This is a genomic window from Microbacterium keratanolyticum (assembly GCF_016907255.1).
Taxonomy (GTDB): domain Bacteria; phylum Actinomycetota; class Actinomycetes; order Actinomycetales; family Microbacteriaceae; genus Microbacterium; species Microbacterium keratanolyticum.
The window spans coordinates 2,291,141-2,317,276 of the sequence record NZ_JAFBBQ010000001.1 but is presented as its reverse complement, the minus strand read 5'-3'; the positions used below and the strand labels follow the sequence as shown (position 1 = coordinate 2,317,276).

Annotated in this window: 27 protein-coding genes; 12 read left to right on the top strand and 15 right to left on the bottom strand. The window is 68.2% G+C overall.

Annotated elements, in window-relative coordinates; all coding sequences use genetic code 11:
* Positions 1-41: 41 nt before the first annotated feature.
* Positions 42-1,346, top strand: a complete 1,305-nt coding sequence (locus JOD62_RS11185) for a DUF4032 domain-containing protein (RefSeq protein WP_204939356.1) — start codon at positions 42-44, stop codon at positions 1,344-1,346.
* A gap of 7 nt (positions 1,347-1,353) precedes the next feature.
* Here the strand turns inward: JOD62_RS11185 and JOD62_RS11180 are convergent, their stop codons facing one another.
* From JOD62_RS11180 to JOD62_RS11160, 5 genes are all read right to left on the bottom strand, one after another.
* A complete protein-coding gene (locus JOD62_RS11180; protein WP_204939355.1) occupies positions 1,354-1,998 on the bottom strand; it encodes an NAD(P)-dependent oxidoreductase in 645 nt (214 codons plus the stop codon).
* A 98-nt stretch (positions 1,999-2,096) separates the two neighbouring features.
* A complete protein-coding gene (rlmB, locus tag JOD62_RS11175) occupies positions 2,097-3,098 on the bottom strand; it encodes a 23S rRNA (guanosine(2251)-2'-O)-methyltransferase RlmB (RefSeq protein WP_204939354.1) in 1,002 nt (333 codons plus the stop codon).
* Positions 3,091-4,485, bottom strand: a complete 1,395-nt coding sequence (gene cysS / locus JOD62_RS11170; protein ID WP_204939353.1) for a cysteine--tRNA ligase — start codon at positions 4,483-4,485, stop codon at positions 3,091-3,093. The genes rlmB and cysS overlap by 8 nt, the downstream gene beginning before the upstream one ends.
* Positions 4,486-4,543: 58 nt before the next feature.
* Positions 4,544-5,725: a 2-C-methyl-D-erythritol 4-phosphate cytidylyltransferase gene (ispD, locus tag JOD62_RS11165; protein ID WP_204939352.1), complete on the bottom strand. Its 1,182-nt coding sequence runs from the start codon at positions 5,723-5,725 to the stop codon at positions 4,544-4,546.
* A 92-nt stretch (positions 5,726-5,817) separates the two neighbouring features.
* Positions 5,818-6,300, bottom strand: coding sequence for a CarD family transcriptional regulator (locus JOD62_RS11160; protein ID WP_045273462.1), 483 nt, complete (start codon positions 6,298-6,300; stop codon positions 5,818-5,820).
* A 149-nt stretch (positions 6,301-6,449) separates the two neighbouring features.
* Between JOD62_RS11160 and JOD62_RS11155 the strand changes: the two genes are divergently transcribed.
* Positions 6,450-6,917, top strand: a complete 468-nt coding sequence (locus JOD62_RS11155) for a DNA modification methylase (protein WP_204939351.1) — start codon at positions 6,450-6,452, stop codon at positions 6,915-6,917.
* Positions 6,918-7,037: 120 nt separating this feature from the next.
* Positions 7,038-7,958: an endonuclease/exonuclease/phosphatase family protein gene (locus JOD62_RS11150; RefSeq protein WP_204939350.1), complete on the top strand. Its 921-nt coding sequence runs from the start codon at positions 7,038-7,040 to the stop codon at positions 7,956-7,958.
* A gap of 9 nt (positions 7,959-7,967) precedes the next feature.
* Here JOD62_RS11150 and JOD62_RS11145 read toward each other — a convergent pair whose 3' ends face one another.
* Positions 7,968-8,651, bottom strand: a complete 684-nt coding sequence (locus JOD62_RS11145) for a response regulator transcription factor (RefSeq protein WP_204939349.1) — start codon at positions 8,649-8,651, stop codon at positions 7,968-7,970.
* Positions 8,648-9,913, bottom strand: coding sequence for a sensor histidine kinase (locus JOD62_RS11140; protein WP_204939348.1), 1,266 nt, complete (start codon positions 9,911-9,913; stop codon positions 8,648-8,650). Before JOD62_RS11140 ends, JOD62_RS11145 begins: the two co-directional genes overlap by 4 nt.
* A gap of 194 nt (positions 9,914-10,107) precedes the next feature.
* Between JOD62_RS11140 and phoU the strand changes: the two genes are divergently transcribed.
* On the top strand, positions 10,108-10,794 hold the full coding sequence (gene phoU / locus JOD62_RS11135; protein WP_204939347.1) for a phosphate signaling complex protein PhoU: 687 nt from the start codon (positions 10,108-10,110) through the stop codon (positions 10,792-10,794).
* 91 nt (positions 10,795-10,885) lie between these two features.
* Here phoU and JOD62_RS11130 read toward each other — a convergent pair whose 3' ends face one another.
* Positions 10,886-11,635: a phosphoglyceromutase gene (locus tag JOD62_RS11130; protein ID WP_204939346.1), complete on the bottom strand. Its 750-nt coding sequence runs from the start codon at positions 11,633-11,635 to the stop codon at positions 10,886-10,888.
* 78 nt (positions 11,636-11,713) lie between these two features.
* On the opposite strand from JOD62_RS11130, the gene JOD62_RS11125 reads away from it, so the two are divergent.
* Positions 11,714-12,538, top strand: a complete 825-nt coding sequence (locus JOD62_RS11125) for a class I SAM-dependent methyltransferase (protein ID WP_204939345.1) — start codon at positions 11,714-11,716, stop codon at positions 12,536-12,538.
* 2 nt (positions 12,539-12,540) lie between these two features.
* Here JOD62_RS11125 and ygfZ read toward each other — a convergent pair whose 3' ends face one another.
* From ygfZ to JOD62_RS11110, 3 genes are all read right to left on the bottom strand, one after another.
* Positions 12,541-13,668, bottom strand: coding sequence for a CAF17-like 4Fe-4S cluster assembly/insertion protein YgfZ (ygfZ, locus tag JOD62_RS11120; RefSeq protein ID WP_204939344.1), 1,128 nt, complete (start codon positions 13,666-13,668; stop codon positions 12,541-12,543).
* Positions 13,668-14,273 (bottom strand): heme-binding beta-barrel domain-containing protein, encoded by a 606-nt coding sequence (locus tag JOD62_RS11115; RefSeq protein ID WP_204939343.1) that lies wholly within the window; start codon positions 14,271-14,273, stop codon positions 13,668-13,670. Before JOD62_RS11115 ends, ygfZ begins: the two co-directional genes overlap by 1 nt.
* Positions 14,274-14,451: 178 nt before the next feature.
* A complete protein-coding gene (locus JOD62_RS11110; protein ID WP_204939342.1) occupies positions 14,452-14,742 on the bottom strand; it encodes a hypothetical protein in 291 nt (96 codons plus the stop codon).
* Positions 14,743-14,814: 72 nt separating this feature from the next.
* On the opposite strand from JOD62_RS11110, the gene JOD62_RS11105 reads away from it, so the two are divergent.
* The 7 genes from JOD62_RS11105 (at position 14,815) to pstB (ending at position 22,880) form a co-directional block, all read left to right on the top strand.
* On the top strand, positions 14,815-15,510 hold the full coding sequence (locus JOD62_RS11105; protein WP_204939341.1) for a response regulator transcription factor: 696 nt from the start codon (positions 14,815-14,817) through the stop codon (positions 15,508-15,510).
* Positions 15,511-15,580: 70 nt separating this feature from the next.
* Positions 15,581-17,749 carry an RNA degradosome polyphosphate kinase gene (locus JOD62_RS11100; RefSeq protein WP_204939340.1) on the top strand — a complete coding sequence of 723 codons (2,169 nt, stop codon included), beginning with the start codon at positions 15,581-15,583 and terminating at the stop codon, positions 17,747-17,749.
* On the top strand, positions 17,746-18,684 hold the full coding sequence (locus JOD62_RS11095) for an NUDIX hydrolase (protein ID WP_204939339.1): 939 nt from the start codon (positions 17,746-17,748) through the stop codon (positions 18,682-18,684). The genes JOD62_RS11100 and JOD62_RS11095 overlap by 4 nt, the downstream gene beginning before the upstream one ends.
* Before the next feature lie 141 nt (positions 18,685-18,825).
* Positions 18,826-19,929, top strand: coding sequence for a phosphate ABC transporter substrate-binding protein PstS (locus JOD62_RS11090; protein WP_204939338.1), 1,104 nt, complete (start codon positions 18,826-18,828; stop codon positions 19,927-19,929).
* Between the two features lie 84 nt (positions 19,930-20,013).
* On the top strand, positions 20,014-20,958 hold the full coding sequence (gene pstC / locus JOD62_RS11085; RefSeq protein ID WP_204939337.1) for a phosphate ABC transporter permease subunit PstC: 945 nt from the start codon (positions 20,014-20,016) through the stop codon (positions 20,956-20,958).
* Between the two features lies 1 nt (position 20,959).
* Complete coding sequence (gene pstA / locus JOD62_RS11080; RefSeq protein WP_204939336.1) at positions 20,960-22,060, top strand: phosphate ABC transporter permease PstA; 1,101 nt, start codon at positions 20,960-20,962, stop codon at positions 22,058-22,060.
* Positions 22,061-22,100: 40 nt separating this feature from the next.
* Positions 22,101-22,880 carry a phosphate ABC transporter ATP-binding protein PstB gene (gene pstB / locus JOD62_RS11075; protein ID WP_204939335.1) on the top strand — a complete coding sequence of 260 codons (780 nt, stop codon included), beginning with the start codon at positions 22,101-22,103 and terminating at the stop codon, positions 22,878-22,880.
* Positions 22,881-22,988: 108 nt separating this feature from the next.
* On the opposite strand, the gene JOD62_RS11070 is transcribed toward pstB, so the two are convergent.
* The 4 genes from JOD62_RS11070 to sigK form a co-directional block, all read right to left on the bottom strand.
* On the bottom strand, positions 22,989-23,870 hold the full coding sequence (locus JOD62_RS11070) for an aminodeoxychorismate lyase (protein ID WP_204939334.1): 882 nt from the start codon (positions 23,868-23,870) through the stop codon (positions 22,989-22,991).
* Between the two features lie 155 nt (positions 23,871-24,025).
* Positions 24,026-24,655 (bottom strand): DNA-directed RNA polymerase subunit beta, encoded by a 630-nt coding sequence (locus tag JOD62_RS11065; RefSeq protein WP_204939333.1) that lies wholly within the window; start codon positions 24,653-24,655, stop codon positions 24,026-24,028.
* Positions 24,656-24,688: 33 nt separating this feature from the next.
* Positions 24,689-25,513: an anti-sigma factor gene (locus tag JOD62_RS11060; RefSeq protein WP_204939332.1), complete on the bottom strand. Its 825-nt coding sequence runs from the start codon at positions 25,511-25,513 to the stop codon at positions 24,689-24,691.
* Positions 25,510-26,109: an ECF RNA polymerase sigma factor SigK gene (sigK, locus tag JOD62_RS11055; protein ID WP_204939331.1), complete on the bottom strand. Its 600-nt coding sequence runs from the start codon at positions 26,107-26,109 to the stop codon at positions 25,510-25,512. Before sigK ends, JOD62_RS11060 begins: the two co-directional genes overlap by 4 nt.
* Between the last annotated feature and the right edge of the window lie 27 nt (positions 26,110-26,136).

The window sequence follows — 26,136 nt, the reverse complement described above, 5'->3', positions numbered from 1 at the left end:
GTGCCGCGCTCTTTTCGTCTGGCGAGCACGAGAGGTCTCGGATGCAGAAATCGTTGAGCATCACGGCGAGCACGGTCGATCCCGGGCTGCTGGCGCTGCCGTGGTCGACGCCGCTGGCCAAGTGGCCATCGCAGACCATCGTGTCGCTTCCGAAGGGCCTGTCTCGGCATCTGGTCCGATTCGCCGATCTGTCGGGTCGCGTCGTGGCCGTCAAAGAGACGACCGAGGAGATGGCCCGGCGTGAGTACGAGATGCTCGGCAACCTCGCGCGTCTTGCGGTGCCGTGCGTCGAGCGGGTCGCGGTGATCGCCGGTCGCGCGGATGCCTCGGGCGCTCCCCTGCCCGCGGCTCTCGTGACCACCCACCTGCGCTTCTCGATGCCCTATCGCGCCCTGTTCACCCAGGTGCTGCGCCCGGACACCGCCACCCGACTCGTCGATGCCCTCGCACTCCTGCTCGTGCGCCTGCACAACGTCGGGTTCTTCTGGGGCGACGTCTCCCTCTCGAATGCCCTCTTCCGCCGCGACGCCGGCGCATTCGCCGCCTACCTGGTCGACGCGGAGACGGGCGAGCTGCATGAGAGCGGACTCACCGACGGACAGCGCCTGCACGACCTGGATGTCGCGCGCACGAACATCGCCGGGGAGATCATGGATCTGGCGGCGGGCGGACGGCTGGAGCATGGCGTGGACGCCGTCGCGATCGCCGATGGCATCGTCTCCTCATACCACTCGCTGTGGGCAGCGCTCACTGCGCATGAGTCCTTCGCCGCCGGTGAGACCTGGCGCATCACCGAGCGCGTCGAGAAACTCAACGCGCTCGGCTTCGACATCGGCGAGATGTCGATTCAGACGACGGCGGATGGCACACGCGTGCAGATCCAGCCGAAGGTCGTCGATGCCGGACACCACCAGCGACGCCTCATCCGCCTCACCGGTCTCGACGTCGAGGAGAACCAGGCGCGCCGCCTGCTGAACGATCTCGACGAGTTCCGCGCCCGATCCACCAAGGACTGGGTCGACGAGGAGATGTACGCGCACGAGTGGCTGACCCGCGTCTTCGAGCCGGTGGTGCGCGCGATTCCCTACGATCTGCGGGCGAAGCTCGAACCGGCGGAGGTGTTCCACCAGGTGCTGGAGCACCGCTGGTACCTCTCGCAGGCGCAAGGGCGCTCTGTCGCGCTGGCGGAGGTGCTCACGTCATACATCGATCAGGTGCTGCGCCACCGTCGAGACGAGGCGACGATCATGGGACCACCGACCGAGACGATGTCGCTGCCGGTGATCACCGGGATGATCAATCTCGACGACGACGCGGATGCGGTCGACTGGCGCGATCTGGTCTGAACGGAGCTCAGTAGCCGACGGTGAAACGCGCACGGTGGTGCGCGGGGCGCTCGATCTCGTCGACGATCGCCATGGCGAAGTCGGCGCCGGAGATCGTGGAGGTGCCGTCCGCGTCGCGGATCAGCACGCCGTCGTCACCACGGCGGTAGTGCCCGGTGCGCTCACCCTCGGCCCACGGCCCGAAGACCTCAGCAGGGTGCACGAAGAACCAGTCCAGCGACGGGTCGGATGCCTCAAGCAGAGCCAGTGCGTCAATTCCGGCCTGCGCCTCGTGCTTGTACTCCTCGGGGAACTCGAGATCGAACAGACGCGGACCGCCCGGCGCGGTCAGGCTTCCGCCCGCACCACCCACGACGCCCAGTCGAGTCGACGTGCCGGTGAGCGCTGCGGCGACTCCGCCGAGGGCGTCGACAGCCAGGTCGCTCATGTCTCCCCGAGGAGAGAGCGACGAGATGACCGCATCCGCACCGTCGACGACCTGACGCACGGCCTCAGGGTCGAGCACCGAGCCCTGCACGTAGCGCGCACCCTCCACCGGAGCCTCAGGGGCAGAGCGGGAGAACGCCACGACCTCATGCCCACGACGCACCGCCTCTGCGACGATGTGTCCTCCGGCGTAGCCGGTTCCTCCGATGACGACGATGCGAGCCATGTGGTGTCCTTCCGATCGGGCGCAATATCAATCGAAACGCCGCGTTCGAATCGGGTATTCCCGAACCGACCGCGGCGTTCTCACGACGTTTCCGTGTCTTACTTCGCCGCTCGCGTCGTCGCAACCTGGTACAGCGCGACGGAGGTCGCGATACCGGCGTTGAGCGACTCGGTCGCGGTGGAGATCGGGATCGAGACGATCTGGTCGCAGGTCTCGGTGACCAGGCGCGAGAGCCCCTTGCCCTCCGAGCCGACGACGATCACGACCGGGCGGTCGGCGAGCTCGAGCGCGGGCAGGGACACGTCACCGTCGCCGTCGAGGCCGAGCACGAAGACGCCCTGCTTCTTGAACTCCTTCAGCATGGTGGTCAGGTTCGCGGCGAGCGCGACGGGCAGCCGCGCAGCCGCGCCGGCGCTCGTCTTCCACGCGGCAGAGTTGACGCCGGCGGAGCGGCGCTGCGGCAGGATGATGCCGTGTCCGCCGAAGGCTGCGGTCGAGCGGATGATCGCGCCGAGATTGCGGGGGTCGGTGATGCCGTCGAGTGCGACGAACAGCGGAACCTGGCCGCGGTCGATGACCTTCTCGAGCAGGTCCTGCGGGTGGGCGTACTCATACGGCGGCACCTTGATGGCGACGCCCTGGTGCACGCCGTCGAAGCCCGCCATCCGGTCGAGCTCCTGGCGCGTGACCTCCATGACCGGGATACCCCGGTTGGTGGCGATCGAGAGCATCTCCTTGACGCGGTCGTCCATCTCGACGCGCTGCGCGACGTACAGTGCCGTCGCGGGGATCTTCGTGCGCAGTGCTTCGAGCACAGAGTTGCGTCCGGTGACGGTCTCGATGTCAGCGGCCGCATCCTTCGCGCGCACCTGACGGTTCGGGTTGCTGCCCGACTGCGGACGCTGACCGGGCTTGCCCTTTCCACCGGCTGCCGCGAAACGCTCCGCCGCGGCCTTGCGCTTGCCCGCCGGGTGCCAGGCGCGATCCTCGGCCTTCGGGGTCGGACCCCGTCCCTCCAGCGCCTTGCGGCCGAGGCCGCCTGTGCCCTTCGACGGGCCCTTCTTCTTCTTGCCCGCAGAGGGGTTTCCGAACTTAGCCATCAATGCTCCAATGTGTTCCGTCGGGGCCGTCTTCGAGCACGATGCCCGCTGCGGCGATCGCATCGCGGATGCGATCCGCTGCGGCCCAGTCTTTGTCTGCGCGCGCCTGGGCGCGCTGGGTGATCATGGTCTGCACGAGGACGTCGAGAGCGGATGCCTCGGCTCCTCCCTGTGCGTGCGCCCATTCGGGGGCGGCGGGGTCGAGTCCGAGCACGCCGAGCATGCGCGACACCGACGCCGCGTGTCCGAGGGCTGTCGCACTGTCTCCGGCGTCGAGTGCCGAGTTGCCGGCGCGCACGGTCTCGTGGACGACGGCGAGTGCCTGCGGGACGCCGAGGTCGTCATCCATGGCCGCAGCGAACGCATCCGGAACGGAGCCCTCGCGCTCACTGTCCCCCGCAGCGCGTGCGACGCGCTCCAGGAACGAGCGGATGCGGCCGAGCGCCGCCTCGGCCTCCTGCCACGACCCTTCGGTGAGATCGAGGCTGGAGCGGTAGTGGGCGGCCGCGAGCGCGTAGCGGACGACGAGCGGATCCCGTGCCGCCAGTACATCCTCCGCGAGGAGGAAGTTGCCGAGCGACTTCGACATCTTCTGGCCATTCACATTCACCAGGCCGTTGTGCACCCAGTACCGGGCGAAGCCGTCACCGGCCGCACTCGACTGAGCCAGCTCGTTCTCGTGATGCGGGAAGCGCAGATCGAGGCCACCGCCGTGGATGTCGAACTCTGCGCCGAGGTAGCGCTTGGCCATGGCCGAGCACTCGATGTGCCAGCCGGGGCGCCCCGCACCCCACGGCGACTGCCAGGTCGCATCCGCGGGCTCGCCGGCCTTGGCGCCCTTCCACAGCGCGAAGTCCTGCGGATTGCGCTTGCCACGAGGATCCGCGTCGGCGGCGGCTTCCATGGCATCCACGGACTGGCGGGTGAGGGCACCGTAGTCTGCCCATGAGCGCACGTCGAAGTACACATCTCCCGCGGCCGCGTACGCGTGTCCGCGCTCGATGAGCGTCTGAATGAGCTCCTGCATCTGTGGGATCGATGCAGTCGCGCGCGGCTCGTATGTGGGCGTGAGGATGCCGACGGCCGCATAGGCAGCGCTGAACTCCTGCTCCATCCGGTACGCCAGAGCCCACCACGACTCGGTGTCACTCGCGTTCGCGAGAACCTTGTCGTCGATGTCGGTGACGTTGCGCACGAACGTGACTCGGCCGTAGCTGCGGTCGAGCCAGCGCCGCAGAATGTCGAAGCTGAGCGCCGCGCGCACATGCCCGATATGCGGGCCGGACTGCACCGTGGGTCCACACACGTACATCGTCACGTTCGAGGCGTCGAGCGGAACGAAGTCGCGCAGTTGCTGCGCGCGGGTGTCGTAGAGGCGGAGAGTCACCGCTCAAGCTTACTTTGCCCGCCGCCGCTTCCCCTGAGCGTGTCGCGCGCGACCCAGATCAGATCGGAAAAACGACGGCAACCGCGGTCACGGAGATGCCTTCGCTGCGCCCCGTGAAGCCGAGCCCGTCCGTCGTGGTCGCCCCGACCGCGACAGGTGCGCCACCGAGCGCGGCTGAGAGCACGGCTTCGGCTTCTGCCCGACGTGCACTGAAACGAGGGCGATTCGCCTGGAACTGCACGGACACGTTGCCGATCGTGAATCCTGCCTCGTGCAGCAGCTCACGCGTGCGCCGCAGGAAGACATCGGCATGCGCACCGGCGAACTCCGGATGCGCCGTGCCGAAGTGCTGACCGATGTCACCGAGCCCTGCCGCGCCGAGAAGCGCGTCCACGATCGCGTGCGCCACGGCGTCACCGTCGGAGTGCCCGGACAGCGGCGTCTCCCCCGGCCATTCCAGCCCCGCCAGCCACAGCAAGCCCTCACCGCCGAAGGCGTGCACATCGGTGCCGATGCCCACCCGAGGAATCGCCGCAGCCGGACCCCGCGAGGCCAGGAGCATCCGCGCGCGCTCCAGATCAGCAGGCGTCGTGATCTTGAACGCCCTCTCGGAGCCCTCGATACGTCGCACCGGATAGCCGGACGCGGCGAACAGCTGCGCGTCGTCGGTGTACTCGACGCCCGGCTCGGCCGCGGCGAACGCAGCGACGAGAAGCGCCCGCGGGAACCCCTGCGGCGTCTGTGCGGCGACCAGCACCGAGCGGTCCACCGCCGCGGTCACGCTGTCGGCCTCTACCCGCTTGAGTGTGTCGATCACGGCGAGCGCAGGAATCACCCCGGAGTCGGGTGTCACCGCGGCGGCGACGGCATCGATCAGCTCCGGCGGCGTGAGCGCGCGCGCGGCATCGTGCACGAGAACGGTCGTGATGTCCGCCCAGACCTCGGCAAGTCCTGCCGCGACCGAATCGTGTCGCGTAGCGCCTCCTGTGACGACGCGGACCAGGGGCATCCGGTCTCCTGCGGCCGCCTGTGCCTCCGCTTCCGCTTCACCCTCGTAGCCGGCGGGCGCGACGATGATCACCTGGGCTGTCGCAGCGGCGAAGACGCCGTCGAGCGCATGCCGCAGGATGCTGCGCTGATCGATGCCCACGAAGGCCTTCGGCACTCCGGCACCAAGGCGGGTGCCGGAGCCCCCGGCGACGATGATGATCGCGGTCTGCGGTACGGCGAGGAGAGTCACGCTCTCACGTTACCCGCGGTCGAGACCCGTGCCCACAACGCGAAAGAGGCGGATGCCGGAGCATCCGCCTCTTTCGTGAATCGTGTCGTCGCTCAGGAAGCGAGCACCTCGTCGAGAAGCGCTCCGGCCTTCTCTTCGTCGGTCTTCTCGGCGAGAGCGAGTTCGGACGTCAGAATCTGACGAGCCTTCGCCAGCATGCGCTTCTCACCTGCGGAGAGACCGCGATCCTGATCACGGCGCCAGAGGTCGCGGACGACCTCGCTCACCTTGATGACGTCACCCGAAGCAAGCTTCTCCAGGTTCGCCTTGTACCGACGCGACCAGTTGGTCGGCTCTTCGGTGAAGGGGGCGCGCAGAACCTCGAACACGCGGTCGAGACCCTCCTGGCCGATGACATCGCGGACACCGACGAGATCAACGTTCTCGGCGGGAACCTCAATGATCAGGTCGCCCTGGGTGACATTGAGCTTCAGGTACTTCTTCGTCTCACCCTTGATCACGCGGTCTTTGACCTCGATGATCGTGGCGGCCCCGTGGTGCGGGTAGACGACTGTTTCGCCAACCTCAAAAAGCATAAAGTCGTGTCCTTTCGGCAATCTCCAGGATACCACAGCGGGCATGCACTAGGGTTTGCCGAGCACATCGCGCGGAGGTGCAACACAGGCGAGCTCTGCGGAAGGCCTAGAATGGTCGAGGACTGTCACGCCGCACCTCAGGAGGACCCGTGAAATCGCGCCTTGTAGCGTCTCTCGCCATCAGCGCTGCCGTCATCGTCGGCGCAACCGGCTGCTCCATGATCTCGCCTGTGGCGACTCAGATCCAGTACTCGGCATCGGACGGCGTCAACGTTCCCGGTGACGGCCCCGTGCTCGTGCGCAACGCGCTCATCGTGGCCAACGAAGACGGCACCGTCGGCAACTTCGTCGCGGCTCTCGTCAACGACACCCAGGAGACGGCCAGCATCACGATCGAGGTCGAAGGCCTCGCCCCCGCAACCGTCAAGGTCAAGCCCGGCAACCCGGTCAGCCTCGGCGCCGGCGCAGAGCCGCTGCTGCTCGAGGGCCTGGACGTCATGCCCGGCTCGACGGTCGCGGTCTACTTCCAGACCGGCGACGCCGAGGGTCAGCTCGTGCAGGTTCCCGTGCTCGACGGATCGCTCGCGCAGTACGCCGACCTCGTTCCGAGCGAGTAACACCAGAGTTCACGACGAAGGGCCCGTGCATCGCGCACGGGCCCTTCGTCGATGTGTCCGGCGCCTCGGGTGACGCACAGCTGCCGTGCGCCATGATGAAACCCGCCTGAGAGGGGAGCCATGTCTACGCCTGCGATTCGCCGGAAGCGCCGCCGCGGTGCGCGCGTGCTGGTCGGCGTCAATCTCGCCCTCGCCGCACTCATGCTCTGCGGGTGGATTCCCGGGCCCGTCGGCACGGCCGTTGCCGTGCTCCTGCCCGGACTCGGCGTCATCGCGATCGTCGTGACCCTCGCCACCCTCCTCCTCGTGCGTCGCGCGGCGATCCCCGCGTCCGCGGCCGTCGCCGTGTTCCTGATCGCCGCAGCTCCGGCGATGCCCGCATTCGCCTCCACTCCCGGCACGACGTCGATCTCGATCGTGAGCCAGAACGTGCGCGCACAGTCGGGCAGCGGTGCCGCATCGGCGCAGGACCTCATCGCGCAGCATCCGGATGTCGTGACCCTCACCGAGCTCGACGCGGAGAGCCGCACCGCTGCCGCCGATGTCCTCGAAGAGTCCTACCCCTACTCCTACGCGGTCGGGACCGTGGGCGTGTGGAGCAGGCATCCCCTCACCGACGGCGAGCCGCTCGACCTCGGACTGGGCTGGAACCGCGCCCTGCGAGTCACCGTGCAGGCACCGACCGGCGATACCGTCATCTACCTGGTCCACGCGGCGTCGGTGCGACCCGGAGCGCAGGGCGCCCGAGACGAGATGCTCGCGGAGCTGGCCGCAACGATCGGCGACGACGATGCTCCGCGAGTGATCGCTCTCGGCGATTTCAACGCCGCCACCACCGACCCTGCGCTGCTCCCACTGTCCGCGGAGCTCACTCGGGCACGGTCGACCGATGGCGGCACGGGGTTCACCTGGCCCGCCACGTTCCCGGTCGTGCGCATCGACCACGTGTTCCAGCGAGGCTTCGCCGTGGCCCGCTCCGACACGCTCCGCGCCGGCACCAGCGATCATCTCGCCGTTCTCGCCACCCTCACCGTCGACTGACGCGAGCGCTCAGCCCTCGAAGCGGTAGCCGAGCCCGCGCACGGTCACGAGCATCACGGGCTCACTCGGGCTCTGCTCGATGCGTGACCGGATGCGCTTGATGTGCACATCGAGCGTCTTGGTGTCACCGAAGTAGTCACTCCCCCACACACGGTCGATGAGCTGACCGCGCGTGAGTACACGCCCCGCGTTGCGCATGAGCACCTCAAGAAGCTCGAACTCCTTGAGTGGCATGTTGATGACCTCGCCGTCCACGGCGACGGTGTGACGGTCGATGTCGAGGGTGACGCGGCCAGCCTCCAGCACGCGCTCATCGACCTCGTCATCCGCCTGCACGACGCGGCGCAGCACAGCGCGCATCCGCGCCAGCAGCTCACGCGACGAGTACGGCTTGGTGATGTAGTCATCCGCGCCGAGCTCGAGACCGACGACGATGTCGACCTCGGTGTCCTTCGCAGTGAGCATGATGATCGGCACGTTCGAGGTGGTGCGGATCTGGCGGCACACCTCGGTCCCGGGAACGCCCGGGAGCATGAGGTCGAGCAGCACGACATCCGCGCCGTTGTCACGGAAGGCGGCGATCGCGGACGGCCCGTCCTCTGCGATCTCGACGTCGTAGCCTTCTCGGCGCAGCAGGTAGGCGAGCGGATCGGCGAGGTCGGGTTCGTCTTCGACGAGGAGGATGCGCGTCATTCTTGATCTCCGTGAGAGGGGCGGGACTTCTTCTTGTTCGAGCGGGCGGATGCGGCAGCACCCTTCGCGCCCTTGGCGGTCTTGCGCTCGTCGCGCCGTTTCCGCTTGTGCTTCTTCTTGTCGTGCGGATCGGCTGCGGGAGCGTCGACCTGAGGCAGGCGCATCGTGAAGGTCGAACCGCGACCGGCGCGTGACCACACGCGCACCTCGCCGCCGTGTCGCTGCGTGGCGTGCTTCACGATCGACAGCCCGAGGCCGGTTCCGCCGGTCCGGCGCGATCGTGCCTCGTCGGCGCGGTAGAAGCGCTCGAAGATGCGCTCTTGATCACTCTCGGCGATGCCGATGCCCTGATCGGTGACGGCGATCTCGACGATGTCGCCGTCGGAGCGGACGCCGACGCCGACGCGGGAACCGCGCGGCGAATAGGCGATCGCGTTCGTGATGAGGTTGCCGACCGCCTCGGTGAGGATCTGCGCGTCTCCGCGTACCCACACACCGCGGTCACCGCCCCGGGAGAGTTCGACGCCTGCGCCATCGGCCTGCACGAAATGCGCCTCGACGGACGCGGCGATGACCTCGTCGAGCGCGATCGGACCGAACTCGCCGAGCCCGTCGGCGGCCTGCAGCCGAGACAGGCTCATGATGCGCCCGGTGAGCTGGTTGAGGCGTCCGGCCTCCGCAGTGATGCGGGAGGCGAACTGGCGCACCTGAGCGGGATCGTCCGCGGCCATCTCGATCGCCTCGGCGAGCAGTGTGACCGCGCCCACCGGCGTCTTGAGCTCATGGCTCGTGTTCGCCACGAAGTCATTGCGCATCTGGTCCAGACGCTCCTGCTCCGTGACATCCCGCACGATCAGAAGACTGAGACGCGGCCCGAGCGTGCTGGCACGGGCAGACACGAGACGCGAGTCCACGCTGATGCCGCCGCGGGCGAGCCGGAGCGTCTGCGAGTCGGTCGCGCCGGTGGTGCGGACCGCACGGATGAGCGCGCGCAGGTCGGGGTTCTCAAGGGTGGTTCCCGCGACGATCCCGAAATGCGACGCCGCCGCGGAAGTCGCAACCACGAGTCCGGAGGAGTCCACAGCGCACGCCGCATCATCCATTCCGGAGAGCACGGCGGCGAGTCCGTCCGGCAGCTCCGAGCTCGTCTGGACGAGCGCCTGTGCGCGGGCGCGCAACGCGGCCACGATGATCGCCGTGACCCCTGCCCCGATCGCCACCCCGAGAATCAGGGCGAGCAGCGCCAGCTGCGTGGTGTTCATGCCTCCAGCGTAGGCGTCGAAACGGCACATGAACGGCGGGTAGCCCCGGGATCAGGCAGGTCGAGGCCTAGTATTCACGTGCACGGCACCATCCGTTAACCTTCGGCGCACAGAATCGCTGAGTGCGGTCGAGTGCCGCTCATCCGCCGCGTCTCGCGCATGTGCGAGGCGTTAGACGAGAAAGGTTCGTCACCATGCGCCAGGTCTTCCATCAGTCCCTCGAGGACGTGCAGTCCCGTCTAGTCGAGATCGCCGACCTCATCGCCGTCGCGATCGACAAGGCCACCCGTGCCTTCGCGACGAGCGATGTCGCTCTGGCCGAGGAGGTCATCGCCGACGACGCACACATCGACGAGCGCGCTCTGGAACTCGACGAGATCGCCATCGAGATCCTCGCCCGCCAGCAGCCGGTCGCTCGTGACCTGCGCATCGTCGTCACGGCGCTGCGTGTCAGCGCGTCGCTGGAGCGCATGGGCGACATGGCCGAGCACATCGCGCAGCTCGCTCGCTACCGCTTCCCGGAGCGCGCGATTCCGAAGGGCCTGAAGAGCACGTTCGTCAGCATGGGCGAGCGCGACGTCGAGATCGCACGCACACTGTCGGAGCTGCTGCGCACGCAGGACCTTCGCCTGGCCGACCAGATCCGCAACGCGGATGACGCCGTCGACGAGCTGCACGCCCGCGTCTTCGAGAAGGTGCTGAGCGAGAACTGGCGTGGCGAGGCGACCGCGACCGTCGATGCGACGCTGGCCAGCCGTTACCACGAGCGCTTCGCCGACCACGCGGTCTCCGTCGCCAAGAAGGTCGTCTACCTCGCGACCGGCGACTGGGCCGCCGACACGGACGCCATCGACATCGCGATCACGAAGGACCAGGCGTAGGACGCGTCATCTCTCGCGCCGCGGCGTGAGAGATGACGAAGGGGCGGATGCTGCAGCATCCGCCCCTTCGTCATCTCAGCCGTATGGCCGATTACTTCTTGCCCTGCGAGGCGACGGCTGCGGCGCCGGCGGCTGCCGCCTCGGGGTCGAGGTAGCGGCCCGGGGCGAGCGGCACGTTGTTCTCGTCGAGCTCGTACACCAGCGGGATGCCGGTCGGGATGTTGAGCTCGGCGATGTCTTCGTCGCTGATGTTCTCGAGGTGCTTGACGAGACCGCGCAGCGAGTTGCCGTGCGCCGTGACCAGGACGGTCTTGCCCGCCTCGAGATCGGGGACGATCGCGTCGTTCCAGTACGGCAGCAGACGATCGATGACGATCGAGAGCGACTCGGTGCGGGGCACCTCGCCGTCGATGCCGACGTAGCGCGGGTCGTTCACCTGGCTGAACTCGCTGTCGTCGTCGAGCGGGGGCGGCGGAACGTCGAACGAGCGACGCCACAGCTGGAACTGCTCGGGGCCGAACTCTTCGAGCGTCTGGGCCTTGTCCTTGCCCTGCAGCGCACCGTAGTGGCGCTCGTTGAGGCGCCAGCTGCGGGTCACCGGGATCCACAGGCGGTCGGCCGCGTCGAGCGCGATGTTCGCGGTCTGGATCGCGCGGCTCAGCATGGAGGTGTGCAGCACGTCGGGCAGGATGCCGGACTCGGCCAGCAGCTCGCCGCCGCGCTGGGCCTCAGCACGGCCCTGCTCGTTGAGGCGGACGTCGACCCAGCCGGTGAACAGGTTGAGCTCGTTCCATTCGCTGCGGCCGTGGCGGAGCAGAATGAGGGTACGCGGAGAAGTCATGCCTCCAGCTTATCGACGGCCGCTGCCAGCGACGCCCCCGTGACGATCCGTCCGGGCACCGTGCGGGAGAATGGAGCAATGGCGCCCTCCCCTCTCGGTCACCCCACGCGAGGGACGACGGGCACGAATCGACTCCGCCGCAATGACCGGTGGATCGCCGCCTCAGCGGCCTTCCGCCGCGCCGCTGATCCGCTCGTCGTCGATCTGGGCTACGGAGCGAGCGGCGTGACCGCGTTCGAGCTCGCCGCGCGGCTCGTGCGCGTGCGTCCGGATGCCGAGGTGCTCGGGCTGGAGCTCGATCCGGATCGCGTCCGCGTCGCGCGTGAGCAGCTGGCCGAGATCCGCGGGGGCGGACGGCCGTTTCCGCCAGATCTTCCGGTCTCCTTCGCGCGGGGCGGTTTCGAGGTGCCCGCCCCCGTCGGACGGCGTCCGGCGATCATCCGCGCGATGAATGTGCTCCGGCAGTACGACGAGGCGGAGGTTCCCGGTGCCTGGGCGCAGATGGCCTCGCGTCTCGCGCCCGACGGGCTGCTGATCGAGGGCACCTGTGATGAGATCGGCCGGGTGTCCAGCTGGGTGGATGTGGGGGCGGATGCGGCGCCGCAGCGCTTCACGATCTCCCTGCGTCTGCGCGGCCTGGAGCAGCCGAGCATCGTCGCCGAACGGCTGCCGAAGGCGCTGATCCACCGCAACGTGCCCGGCGAGCGCGTGCATGCGTTGCTGGGCGACCTCGACCGCGAGTGGAATCGCGCCGCCGGCGTCGGCACCTTCGGACCGGTGCAGCGCTACCTGGCGGTCGTGACCGCGCTACGCGCACAGGGCTGGCCAATCCTCGGGGGTCGCACGCGCTGGCGCCTCGGCGAACTCACCGTGCCGTGGGACGCAGTAGCTCCGCTCCCCTGACGTCAGGCGTCGCGCGGGTCGGGTGCGGTGGGGCGTCGCGAAAGTCGCGTCAGTCGCGGAACGTTCGCGGTCGCGCCCGCCTCTGCGGGAACGATGATCTCCTGCGAGGCCGCGACATCACCGTGTGCGGTGCGAACAACGAGGGCGTCGGCAGGTGCACGCCGGCTGAGGATCGCGAGCGCGATCGGCCCGAGCTCGTGGTGCCGGGCGACCGAGGTGATCTGCCCGACCTCGTCGTCCCCCGCGAGCACGACGTCACCGGGCGCGGGGAAGATGCTGTCGCTGCCGTCGAGGTGCAACGCGGTCAGACGACGCGGGGGGTGCCCGAGATTGTGCACCTTCGCGACCGTCTCCTGCCCGCGGTAGCACCCCTTCGACAGGTGCACGGCGCTGCGAATCCAGTCCGTCTCATGCGGGATCGAACGGTCATCGACCTCACGCGCCCAGCGCGGACGCCAGGCGGCCACACGCAGCGCTTCCGCGGCGAGAGCACCCGCCCACGTGGCATCCGCACGCGCATCGACGCGCGCGACCAGCGCGGCAGTGGCATCTGCGTCGACGATCGCGATCCGCCAGGCATACTCCGCACCGGGGTGATCCTCACCGAGGTGGTACTGGTGACCGCCCGGCTGCACGGCGTTCCAGGGGTCGCTCCACACCAGAGGCACCTCGTGCGGGGTGACGGCCGCGCCCACCGCGAGCTCCTCCGCCACGCCTCCGGCGATGACGCCGACAGCGCTCAGATCGTCGCGCACCGTCACGACCGCACGTGCGCGGAACACCATCCGCTTCAGCCACGCGGCGAGCGCAGGGGCATCCCCCGCATCTGCGATCAGCCAGGTGCTCACGCCGTCGTCGACGACGCCGGCCGCGTGTTCGACGCGCCCCTGCGGATCTAGCACGAGAAGCTCGGTGCTGTCGCCCGGGTGCAGGCGAAGCAGCGACTGCGACGTGATCGAGTCAAGCCACGTCAGGCGGTCCGCGCCTTCGACCTCGACGATCGTCCGGTCGCCGAGCGGCGACAGCGCCGTGCCGCGATCAAGCGCGCGCTGCTCGCGCGTCGGATCGCCGAAGTGGCTCACCACGTCGTGGTCGAGAACAGCGCCGGGAATCTGCGAGAAGGCGGACATCAGGGCATCCGGGCGAGGCGTGCCGAGGCGTGCGAGCGCATCTCGGTGCCGAGCGCCGCGATGTCCCACGCCCACAGCAGGTGACCGTCGACGAGACCGTACATACGGCTGGCCGCTCCGTAGACCTTGGCGGTCGCGGCGCGCACGATCGCGTCAGAGGCGATATCGATGCGCGGTCCGTTCACCTCGCCGAGGTACAGCTCAAGCCCGCCGTCGGAATGCGCGATCGAGACCTCGATCGGGAACCCACCGCGCTCGCTGCGCAGCTCTTCCACATCGTGCACCGTGCGCGCGGGGGCGGTGCCGATCGGCGGGAGCAGCGCGGGTCCGGGATCGGTCGGCAGCGCGGGACGGCTGAGACGCCAGAACCCGGATTCAGCGACAAGAGGAACGGATGCCTCGCCCTCTTCGGCGGCCATCCACGCGGTCGCCGCGTAGTTCAGGAAGGGACCACCGTCATGGCTGAAGCTCACGCGGTGCGTGAACTCACCCGTGAAATGGTGTCCGCCCGCCTCGTACTCGATGACGCCCGTGCCCTCCCAGACACCGAGGAGCCACGAGAGAGGAGCCAGATCGGCGGGCAGATCGGTCGGAAGGTCGATCATGCCGATCCTCCGGTCAGCGCTGGCCGCGGAAGAGGTTGACGAGCACAGCGCCCGAGACGAAGGCGATGGCGAGGCCGGCGAGGCCGAGCAGGCCAACGAAGAAGAGTTCGAGCGCGACGAGGTCCATACGGCCACTCTACCGCGCTTTCCCGCGCCTGCGACGTGCCGATCGCAGGTTTCAGACGTGCAGGATCGTCGCGAGCGCGAAACCCACCGAGGACAGCCCCATGAGAAGCAGCGCCCCGAGCGCGCTGCCCGCCACGCGGACGATGAAGCCCTGCGTGCGTCCGTAGACGAGCTGCACGCCGAACGACAGCAGCAGACACCCGCCGAAGGCGATCACCATCCAGGGCATGACGAGGGCTTCCGGGACGAAGAGCCCGATCGCGACAGCCGCAACAGCGCCCACGACCCAGACGATCGCCATGCCACCGAGGGCGTTGCGCGGAGCGAGAGCCGGTTCTGACATGTGTCCATTGTGACTCATGGCGCGAGGCCGTGGGCATGCCGGCGCTATCATGGGGCGCACGAAAGGACTCGCTTGGCTCTCCTGCTGGTGTTGACATCATCTCCGACCACGGAGAGTGTCCTGCCCGCGCTCGAACTCCTGAGCCACCAGGTCCGCACCATTCCGGCACAGCCCGCAGAACTCGTCACGGCACCGGATGCCGACCTCGTCATCGTGGATGCCCGCACGGCGCTCGTCGCCGCGAAGTCACTCTGCACGCTCATCCGCACCACGGGCCACCGTGCACCGCTGCTCCTGGTCGTGACCGAGGGCGGTATGAGCGCGGTGAACGGTGACTGGGGAATCGACGACATGATCCTCGACACCGCGGGCCCCGCGGAGGTGGACGCCCGCATCCGCCTCGCCCTCTCGCGGGAAGCGGCCACGGACGACGAGCCCGTGCGCGTCCAGGCATCCGGAATCACGATCGATGAGCAGTCCTACTCGGCGAAGCTACACGGCCGCGCACTCGATCTGACTTACAAAGAGTTCCAGCTGCTGCACTTCCTCGCCACGCATCCGTCTCGCGTCTTCACGCGCGAACAGCTGCTCAGCGAGGTCTGGGGCTACGACTACTTCGGCGGCACACGCACGGTCGACGTGCATGTGCGTCGTCTGCGAGCCAAGCTCGGCGACCATGAGCAGGTCATCGGCACGGTGCGCAACGTCGGCTACCGCTTCAATGTCTACGACGATGACAGTCATGCCACGGCGCGGGCGGCCGACTGAGCCGTGGCATGACCGACACAACGCGACCGAGTTCACTCGCGCGTCACCGACGGGTGCCATGATGAATCACATGATGGATCCCGCACTCGCAGATTCCGGCCTCGGCGACGCTGAGGATGACGACTTCGACGTGGCCTTCGAGGCGCCGGATTCGGATCTGCCGGAGAACCGCTATCTCGATCGTGAGCTGAGCTGGCTGGCGTTCAACCAGCGGGTGCTCGAACTCGGCGAGGACCCGACGATCCCGGTGCTCGAGCGCGCCAACTTCCTCGCGATTTTCGCGAGCAACCTCGACGAGTTCTTCATGGTGCGCGTCGCGGGGCTCAAGCGCCGCATCATCACGGGTCTCGCGGTGCCGACGAATGTCGGCCGCGCCCCGGCTGACGCCCTCGCCGACATCTCGGCAGAGGCACACCAGCTTCAGCTCCGCCACGCGGCGGCCTGGACCGACCTCGTGCGCCCGGCCCTCGCCGATGCCGGAATCCAGGTCTGCGAGTGGAACGAGCTCGCTGACGACGAGCGCGAGGCGCTGACCGAGTACTTCCAGTTGCAGGTGTTCCCGGTGCTCATGCCGCTCGCGGTCGACCCGGCGCATCCGTTCCCCTACATCTCCGGTCTCTCGCTCAACCTCGCGATCCGCATTCGCAACGCGCGCACGGGTCGCCAGGAGTTCGCGCGCCTCAAGGTCCCGCCCATGCTCCCCCGCTTCGTGCAGGTGCCGGGCAGTGATGGCGGTCTGCGCTTCATCCGCCTGGAAGAGCTCATCGCCAACCACCTCGGCGACCTCTTCCCCGGGATGGAGGTGCTCGACCACCATGCCTTCCGCCTCACCCGCAACGAGGACGTCGAGATCGAAGAGGACGAGAGCGAGAACCTGATCCAGGCTCTTGAAGCCGAACTGCTGCGTCGGCGCTTCGGTCCACCGATCCGCCTCGAGATCACCGATGACATGGATGACGTCACCCTCGATCTGCTGATCAAGGAGCTCGACATCACCGACCAGGAGGTCTACCGACTTCCCGGTCCGCTCGATCTCGGCGGGCTCTTCGACATCGCGCGGATCGACCGCCCTGATCTCCACTATCCGCCGCACGTGCCGACGACGGCCGTCGCGTTCCAGCCGGGCGACGGGCGTGAGCGCGGCGACATCTTCCGCGCGCTGCGCAAGGCGGATGTGCTCGTGCACCACCCGTACGAGTCGTTCACGACGAGCGTTCAGGCGTTCCTCGAGCAGGCTGCCCGTGATCCGCACGTGCTCGCCATCAAGCAGACGCTCTACCGCACCTCCGGTGACAGTCCCATCGTGCAGGCGCTCATCGACGCGGCAGAGGCAGGCAAGCAGGTCCTCGCACTCGTGGAGGTCAAGGCCCGATTCGATGAGGCCAACAACATCGTCTGGGCGCGCAAGCTCGAGAAGGCGGGCGTGCATGTCGTCTACGGCCTCGTCGGCCTGAAGACGCACTGCAAGCTCGCACTCGTCATCCGCCAGGAAGACGGGATGCTGCGCCACTACTCGCACGTCGGCACGGGTAACTACAACCCGAAGACGAGCCGTGTGTACGAAGACCTCGGGCTCTTCACTGCCGACCCGCAGGTCGGAAAAGACCTCACCCGTCTGTTCAACGAGCTCAGCGGCTATGCGATCGAGAAGAAGTTCAAGCGGCTTCTCGTCGCCCCGCTGCACCTGCGCAAGGGCCTGCTGCGCCTGATCGACCGCGAGCGGGCGCACGCCATCGCCGGCAAGCCCGCCCACATCCGCATCAAGGTCAACTCGATGGTCGACGAGCAGATCATCGACGCGCTCTACCGCGCCAGCGAAGCGGGCGTGCGCGTGGACGTCTGGGTACGCGGCATCTGCAGCCTGCGCACCGACCTCCCCGGCGTGAGCGACAACATCACGGTGCGCAGCATCGTCGGCCGCTACCTCGAGCATTCGCGCATCTTCGCGTTCGACAACGACGGCGACCCGCAGGTTTACATCGGCAGCGCCGACATGATGCACCGCAACCTCGACCGCCGGATCGAGGCACTCGTGCGCGTTTCGGCGCCCGCTCACGTCGAAGAGCTGCTGTCCTTCTTCGACGGCGCTTTCGATGAGAACACGCTCGCCTGGCGGCTCGGCGAAGGCGGCGTGTGGGAACGTCACACGGTCAGCGCCACCGGCAAGCCGCTCGTCGATCTGCAGAACCGCACGATGTCGCAGATCCAGCGGCGCCGTCGGACGCGGTCGGTGCGATGAGCGAATCTGCGGTCTACGCCGCAGGCGGGGTGGTCTGGCGGCTCATCGACGGCAAACTGCGGCTGCTGCTGATCCACCGCACGAAGTACCGCGACGTCACTCTCCCCAAGGGCAAGGTCGACCCCGGGGAGATGCTCGCGCAGACCGCGGCGCGAGAGATCTTCGAGGAGACCGGCATCCGCGTCATCCTCGGCGTTCCGGTCGGTGTCTCGCGCTACCAGATGACCAATCGCAAGACGAAGGTCGTGCACTACTGGTCGGCCGAGGCGACCGATCAGGCGATCCGGCAGTCGGCGTTCGTGCCGAACCGCGAGATCGCCGCGATCGAGTGGGTCAGTCTCAAGAAGGCGCGCGCCCGGCTCAGCTACCCCGTCGATGTCGAGATCCTCGACGAGTTCGAACGCCTCATCGCCGACGGCATCCTGCACACCTTCCCGATCATCGCGCTGCGTCACGCGAAGGCGGTTGCGCGCTCGGAGTGGGACGGCGCGGATGCATCGCGTCCTCTGACGCCCCGCGGGCAGGCACAGGCCCAGAACATCGTCGGCGCGCTCCGTGCCTTCGGCACGCGACGGATCGTCACGAGTGACGCCGTCCGCTGTGTCGAGACCGTCGCGCCTCTCGCCCGCGCGCTCTCGCGCACGCCTCGGCAGACAGCGCTCCTCAGTCAGGATGCCTGGGAGGACGGCACATCCGATGTCCGCACCGTCATCGGAAAGCGCATTCGATCCGGCAAAGCTGCGGTCGTCTGCAGCCACGGCCCGGTCCTCCCCGACATCCTTCGCGAGATCGCCCTCGCCACCGGCACCATGCAGGGTTCGTACCTGAGCAGCGCCGCCGACCTTCCCGTCGGAGCGTTCAGCGTCGTGCATCTGTCGGCGACGAACCCCGGATCCGGAATCATCTCGATCGAGACGCACGCGCCCAACGCGTGAATCCGCGGGGGGTCTCTGCTTCGCCGCCTGCCGTTCACCTTCCGTTTACCCGGGGGGATCACTCTGGTTAACACACGCTTCTAACGTCAGTGAGTGCCCTGCACCGGGCCTAACCCATCCACTGAATCGAACGGATCCACAGTGAAGATCTCTCGCATTGCTCGCATCACCGCCATCGGCGCGGTGGCCGCTCTCGCACTCGCCGGCTGTGCCGCGAACGAGGCAGCCCCCGAGGGCAGCACCGCCCCCGAGGGCCCCACGCTTTCCGGCAACCTCGTCGGTGGTGGCGCTTCCTCGCAGGAAGTCGCCGTGGCCGCGTGGACGAAGTCCTTCCAGACCGCGAACCCCGACGTGACCGTCGACTACGACCCGGCCGGATCCGGCACGGGCCGCGAGTCCTTCGCCGCGGGTGCCTTCGCATTCGCCGGTTCCGACCGCGCCTTCAAGACCTCTGAGCTGGACGAGCTGACGTTCGAGGGCTGCGCAGCAGACTCGGGCATCGTCGAGGTCCCCGCCTACATCTCGCCGATCGCGATCATCTTCAACGTCGAGGGCGTCGACTCGCTCAACCTCGACGCGGCGACCGTCGCAGGCATCTTCGCCGGCACGATCACGAAGTGGAACGACCCGGCCATTGTGGCGGAGAACCCCGACGCGAAGCTCCCCGACCTCGCGATCAACCCCGTCCACCGCGCCGACAAGTCGGGCACCACGGGCAACTTCACCGACTACCTCGCGGCTGCCGCAGGCGACGTCTGGACCCACGGTTCCGTCGAAGAGTGGCCGATCGCCTCGGGCGAGTCCGCGCAGGGCACCTCGGGCGTCGTGCAGGCCGTCGAGGGTGGCGCCGGCACCATCGGCTACGCCGACGCCTCGCGCGCCGGTTCGCTCGGCACCGTCTCGATCAAGGTCGGCGACGAGTTCGTCCCGTACTCCCCCGAGGCCGCAGCAGCCATCGTTGACGCATCGCCGCTCGAAGAGGGCCGCGGCGAGGGTGACCTCGCCGTCAAGCTCGACCGCACCTCGGCCGAGGCCGGCGTGTACCCGATCGTCCTGGTGAGCTACCTCATCGCGTGCGAGAACTACGCCGACGCAGCGCAGGCTGACCTGGTGAAGGGCTTCTTCACCACCGCGATCAGCGCCGAGGGCCAGGAAGCCGCCGCAGCCGCCGCCGGCAGCGCACCGATCTCGGACACGATCCGCACCAAGGCACAGACCGCGATCGACCTGATCTCGGCGAAGTAAGCCACCCGGTGGGCTCGACGGCATCCTGTCGAGCCCACCACCACCCTCCCGCTCCACCCGACCTGAATGAGGGAAAGCCCCGAGATGACAACCACGGCCCCGGCCCCCGCCAAGGCGAAGCAGCGCGCCGGCGATCGCTGGTTCTCCGGCTCCGCGCTCTTCGCGGGCTCAATGATCCTCGTCACCCTCGCAGCGGTCGCCGTCTTCCTCGTCGTCCAGTCGATCCCGGGCATGACCGCGACGGGCGAGGACGCCAGCGTCCTTCGTGACGGGAACTTCTGGGACTACGTCGCCCCTCTCGCCTTCGGCACCGTCTGGGCTGCGGCACTCGCGCTCCTGATGGCCGTGCCGCTCTCGGTCGCCGTCGCGCTCTTCATCTCGCACTATGCACCCCGCAAGCTCTCGCAGTCGCTCGGCTACGTCGTCGATCTGCTCGCGGCCGTCCCCTCGGTCGTCTTCGGCCTGTGGGGCATCGGCGTGCTCGCACCCGCCGTCCAGCCTGCATACTCCTGGCTCGTCGAGAACGCCGGCTGGTTCCCGCTCTTCGCCGGCCCGGTCTCGGGCACCGGCCGCACGATCTTCACCGCAGCCATCGTCCTCGCCGTGATGGTGCTGCCCATCATGACCGCCATCTGCCGCGAGATCTTCCTGCAGACTCCTGGCCTGCACGAGGAAGCCGCTCTCGCCCTCGGTGCCACGCGCTGGGAGATGATCCGCATGGCGGTTCTGCCCTTCGCCCGCGGCGGCATCGTCTCGGCCGCTATGCTCGGCCTCGGCCGCGCGCTCGGAGAGACCATGGCCGTCGCCATGGTGCTGTCGGCGTCCGGCGGCATCAACTTCCGCCTGTTCACTGCTGAGAACCCCAACACGATCCCGGCCAACATCGCGCAGACGTTCCCTGAGGCCTACGGCGTCAACGTCAACGTGCTGATCGCGACCGGCCTCATCCTCTTCGTCGTGACATTCCTGGTCAACGCCATCGCGCGCATGATCGTGAACCGTCGCAAGGACTTCTCGGGAGCGAACTGACATGACTCTCACCGACCTCACCCCTGCGCCGTCGGCCGTCGTGCTCTCGCCGCCGACGCGCCTCACCAGCGGACGCCTCCCCGAGTGGTCTCCCTGGGCACTGCTCGGTCTGTCGCTCGCGATTTCCTTCGCGGTCTTCACCCTGCTGGGGGCCACCGCCGGCGAAGGCCCGAACGTCGTGGGCGCGACCGTCATCGGCGTCCTGCTCTACCTTGTGCTCATCACGGTCATCTCCGGTGTGGTCGAGGGACGCCGCAAGGCTACCGACCGCCTGGTCACGGGCCTGGTGACCTCCGCCTTCGCGATCGCGCTCGTACCGCTGATCTCCGTCGGCTTCACGGTCATCTCCAACGGTGTCGCGGGTCTGACGGCAGAGTTCTTCAGCAGCTCGATGCGCAACGTGGTCGGCGAGGGCGGCGGCGCTCTGCACGCCATCATGGGCACAGTCCTGATCACCCTGGCCGCCGCGGTCATCTCGATCCCGATCGGCCTGTTCACGGCGATCTACCTCATCGAGTACGGTCGCGGTCCGCTCGCACGCGGCATCACGTTCCTCGTGGACGTCATGACCGGCATCCCCTCCATCGTCGCCGGTCTCTTCATCTACGCGCTGTTCGCGCTGCTGCTCGGCCCCGGTGTCCGCATGGGCATCATGGGCGCTCTGTCGCTCGCCGTGCTGATGATCCCGGTCGTGGTGCGCTCCAGCGAAGAGATGCTGCGCCTCGTCCCGAACGAGCTGCGCGAGGCGTCCTACGCGCTCGGTGTGCCCAAGTGGCTGACGATCCTCAAGGTCGTGCTCCCCACCTCGATCGCGGGTATCACGACGGGCATCATGCTCGCCATCGCCCGCGTCATCGGCGAAACGGCCCCGCTGCTCATCACCGCCGGATTCACCGCGTCGATGAACTACAACCTCACCGACGGCCGAATGATGACGCTCCCGGTGTTCGTCTACACGCAGTACATGAACCAGGGTCTTCCGGCCGAGGCGTACGTCAACCGCGCCTGGGCGGCAGCGCTCGTGCTCATCCTCATCGTGATGCTGCTGAACCTCGTCGCCCGCCTCATCGCCAAGTTCTTCGCTCCGGCCACGAGCCGCTGAGCGCCCACTTCTCTCGACTCACAGATCTGAGGAACCCGAATTGTCCAAGAGCATCGAAGTCAATGACCTCAACGTCTACTACGGCGACTTCCTGGCCGTCGAGGGTGTCGCCCTCGACATCGAGCCGCGCAGCGTCACCGCATTCATCGGCCCGTCGGGCTGCGGCAAGTCGACGTTCCTGCGCACGCTGAACCGCATGCACGAGGTCATCCCGGGCGCCCGCGTCGAGGGCAAGGTCCTGCTCGACGGCGACGACCTGTACGGTCCCGGTGTCGACCCCGTGCTCGTGCGCCGCCAGATCGGCATGGTGTTCCAGCGGCCGAACCCGTTCCCCACGATGTCGATCCGTGAGAACGTGCTCGCCGGTGTGCGCCTCAACAACACGCGCATGGCGAAGTCCGACGCCGACGACCTCGTCGAGCGCTCGCTGCGCGGTGCGAACCTCTGGAACGAGGTCAAGGATCGCCTGGACCGTCCCGGCTCGGGTCTCTCGGGTGGCCAGCAGCAGCGTCTGTGCATCGCGCGTGCGATCGCCGTCGAGCCGCAGGTGCTGCTCATGGACGAGCCCTGCTCGGCCCTCGACCCGATCTCCACCTATGCGATCGAAGAGCTGATCGCCGAGCTCAAGAACGAGTACACGATCGTGATCGTGACCCACAACATGCAGCAGGCGTCGCGCGTGAGCGACAAGACGGCGTTCTTCAACATCGCCGGCACCGGCAAGCCGGGCAAGCTCATCGAGTACGACGACACCGCGACGATCTTCACGACGCCGTCCGTGCAGGCCACGGAGGACTACGTCTCCGGTCGTTTCGGATAACGGCGGGTTCGCTCCTGCGGGAGCTCTGCCCTGATGTGCGGCGTGTCGGATTCGACACGCCGCACAGTCGTTGGAGCTGCCGCACGGATCTCCCGCAGGAAGGAACGCTCAGCGCGGCGACAGCAGGAAAGCGTTGAGCTCACGCGTCAGCGCGGCATCCGTGGGGACCTCGACATCGTCGACCGCGGTGATCGGGGCGGCAAGGCGGATGCTGGACAGCAGCCATGCCGCATCCGCGGACTGCAGGTCTTCCAGCCGCAGCGTCGCGTAGTCGGCCTCATGCCCGCGCGCCGTGAGGAACTCATAAGCACTCAGCTGCGTGGTCCCGTGCAGGATGCCCCCCGACGGCGACGGCGTGAGGAAGCGACCGTTCGTGCGGATGACGAGCGACGCCGTCGGCGCTTCCAGCACGAAGCCATCGCGGGTGACGAAGATCGCGTCGTCCGCACCCCGTCGTCGCGCCTCACGCAGCGCCGCCATGTTCACGGCGTACGACAGCGTCTTGGCGCCGAGGAGCAGCCACGGCGCGCGCTCGCCCGCCTCGAGATCGTATCCACGGTCCAGCGTGACAACCCGCACCCCCTTCTCCCGGACGAGACTGTTGTCCGCAGCCGGCGAGACCGTCGCCCATGCGGTCGGCGCGGGACCATGCTCGACGCCACGGCTGAGGATGAGCTTGATGACGGCTTCGCCGGCGGGTGCGTGGGTCGCGGCAGCGGCGATCGCCTCGCGCCACTGCGGGAGGTTCGGAGCCGGCAGGTCGCAGAGCGCCGCAGAGTGCGCCAACCGCTGGACATGCGCTTCGACCTCGTTCGGGTGACCGTCGATCACACCGATCGATTCGAAGACGCCGTCGCCGCGCTGCGTGCTGAGCTCGCCGACGCTGAGCGCCGGGGCGGTCACATCGATCGCGCGGAACGTGTCGGAGTAGTCGGAGCGGGTGTCGTCGGCGGCGACCGGGGTGATCAGGAGGGCGAAGCACTGGGCCATGTCCACAGCATAGGGCGAACGGGAATAGGCAGACCGTCGACGCGTTACACTTGATGGGCCGGGCCGCATAACCCCGGGCTCCATTTTTCGCCGCTGCGAGCGGCCTTCCGCCGAGAGGCGTTTTTGCGGCCCGGCTTTCTCATGCCCGAGTGCGCTCAGACCAGCGCGCCGCGCCGCCAGAGCGCCGCAGACTGAGCAAGGTCTTCCGCGTAGGTGGACAGGCGCAGTGCCCGCGCGGTGAGATCACTCGCCCGGTTCGGCTCGGTGAGTTCGTAGTCATCGGCCGCGTGTGTCGCCCCCGATGCCTGCACGCGGCAGAAGGCGGCCGCGCGCTCCAGCGCCACGGCGAAGTCCCCGCGGAACACCCCGCGCAGGATCGTGTCGATGAGCGCGACAAGCTCTTCGGGACTCGCCGGGGCCGGGGCGCCCGCGATCGCCGCGTCCGCTGTCGCCAGCTCGGCGCGCCCGCGCTCGTAGAGGAACGCCGCCGTCGGGGCATCCGTGTGGATGGCAAGCTGCAGCAGATACAGCTCCCAGAGCGCGCCCGGAAGTGAGCGCGCGGGCGCCTTCGACCAGAGCTCGGCGATCTCGTCGATGCCATGCTCCGCGGTGAAGGCGATGAGGCGCTCCGCGCTCACGCCGCTGTCATCCGCGCGTACGCGCGCGAGCAGCCCGGACGCCGTGGCGTGCGCGATCCGCGTCTCCTCCGCCGGATCATGCGCGCCGATCACCCGGTCGAACGACACCGGTGGCAGGCGGACAGGGCGCGGAAAGTGCTCAGGCATCCCTCCAGGCTACGCCGTCTCGCGCGCACCCATCTAGGCGGTCGGAATCGCGATCACCGGATCGCTCGTGGGCTGCCCGGTGGGCGAGCCGCCGGCGACCTCGACGGTGACGGCGATGACGTCACCGCTGTGCATGTCGCCGTCGAGCAGGGCGGTCGTCGTCCCCGATTCCACCTCGAAGACACCCGCCGAGATCGGCACACCCTCGCGGACGAACCAGAGCTCGTAGGACTGCTGCGCGCTCAGGGGCTGAAGGTCTTCTGCCACCAGGACGGCCTTCTGCTTCTCGGCCGACCAGTAGGCGGTGGCGGCCACCCCTGCCGCATCGACGCTCGCGCTCTGTGCATCCGGAGCCGCCCGCACCTCATCGAGCGCCACGACCGCCGCAGGCCGCGTCAGGTACTGCGTGAGTGCGACGGTTCCCAGCGCGATGCCCCCCAGGAGAACGAGGCTCGCAGCAAGCGCGAAGAGGCGCCCGCGACGTGAACGACGCCGGTGTGCCTCTTCCGGGGCCGCGGCAGCATCCGCGGAGAAGGGCGCAGCAGCCGAGGCCGCACCGCCGGTCTGGATGTCATCGGCTCGCGCGTCATCCGCCTGCGAGGTCGTCTGCAGGGAGCCGGCGATCTGAGCAAGCAGCTGCGCACGGATGGCCGCTGGCGGCTCGACAGGCAGGACGCCCTCGCCCAGCCGCGCGGCGACAGTGGCATCCGCGCGGGCGGTCGCCTCCCATTCCGGATGCGCTACGCGCAGCTCCGTGAATCGCTGTGCCTCCGTCGCCGAGAGCGCCCGCACGGCGTGCCCTGCGGAAAGCTCCTCGAACTCCGCGAACTCGGCGGAGTTCGTGTTCTGATCGGTCATGCGGTCACCCCCATTGCGGTTCTCAGGCGCGACATCCCATCGCGCATTCTCGTCTTGATCGTGCCCAGTGGAGTACCCGTCAGCACGGAGATCTCGCTCTGACTGTATCCGCCGTAATAGGCGAGAACGATCGCCTCGCGCTGCGCCTCGGGCAGCTGGGTCAGCGCGCGACCGACTCGTTCTCCCTCGATCGACAGCTGCACCTGCTCTGCGACCGAGTCGTGGGCGACCTCGATGTCCCGCATCCCCACCCGCACGTCCCGGTCGTTGCTGGACTGCGAGGCGCGAACCCGGTCGACCGCCCGGCGGTGGGCGATCGTGAGGATCCAGGATCGTCCTTGTCCCTTGTTCGGAGCGAAGCGCGTAGCGGATTGCCAGATCTCGAAGAAGACCTCCTGCAGCACCTCTTCGCTCTGCGCCCGGTTCACGACGATGCGGAGGATGAGTCCGAAGACGCGCGCCGAGAGCAGATCGTAGAGCTCGGCGAACGCGTCCTGGTCGCCGGATGCCACACGAGCGAGAAGTTCGGCCGCGAGGTCACCCGCGCTGCCGTCCTCCGCTGTGTCGATGCCGTCGATGACCATTGCCTCCAGCATGCCTTATCCCCGCTCTCCCGTACGCGC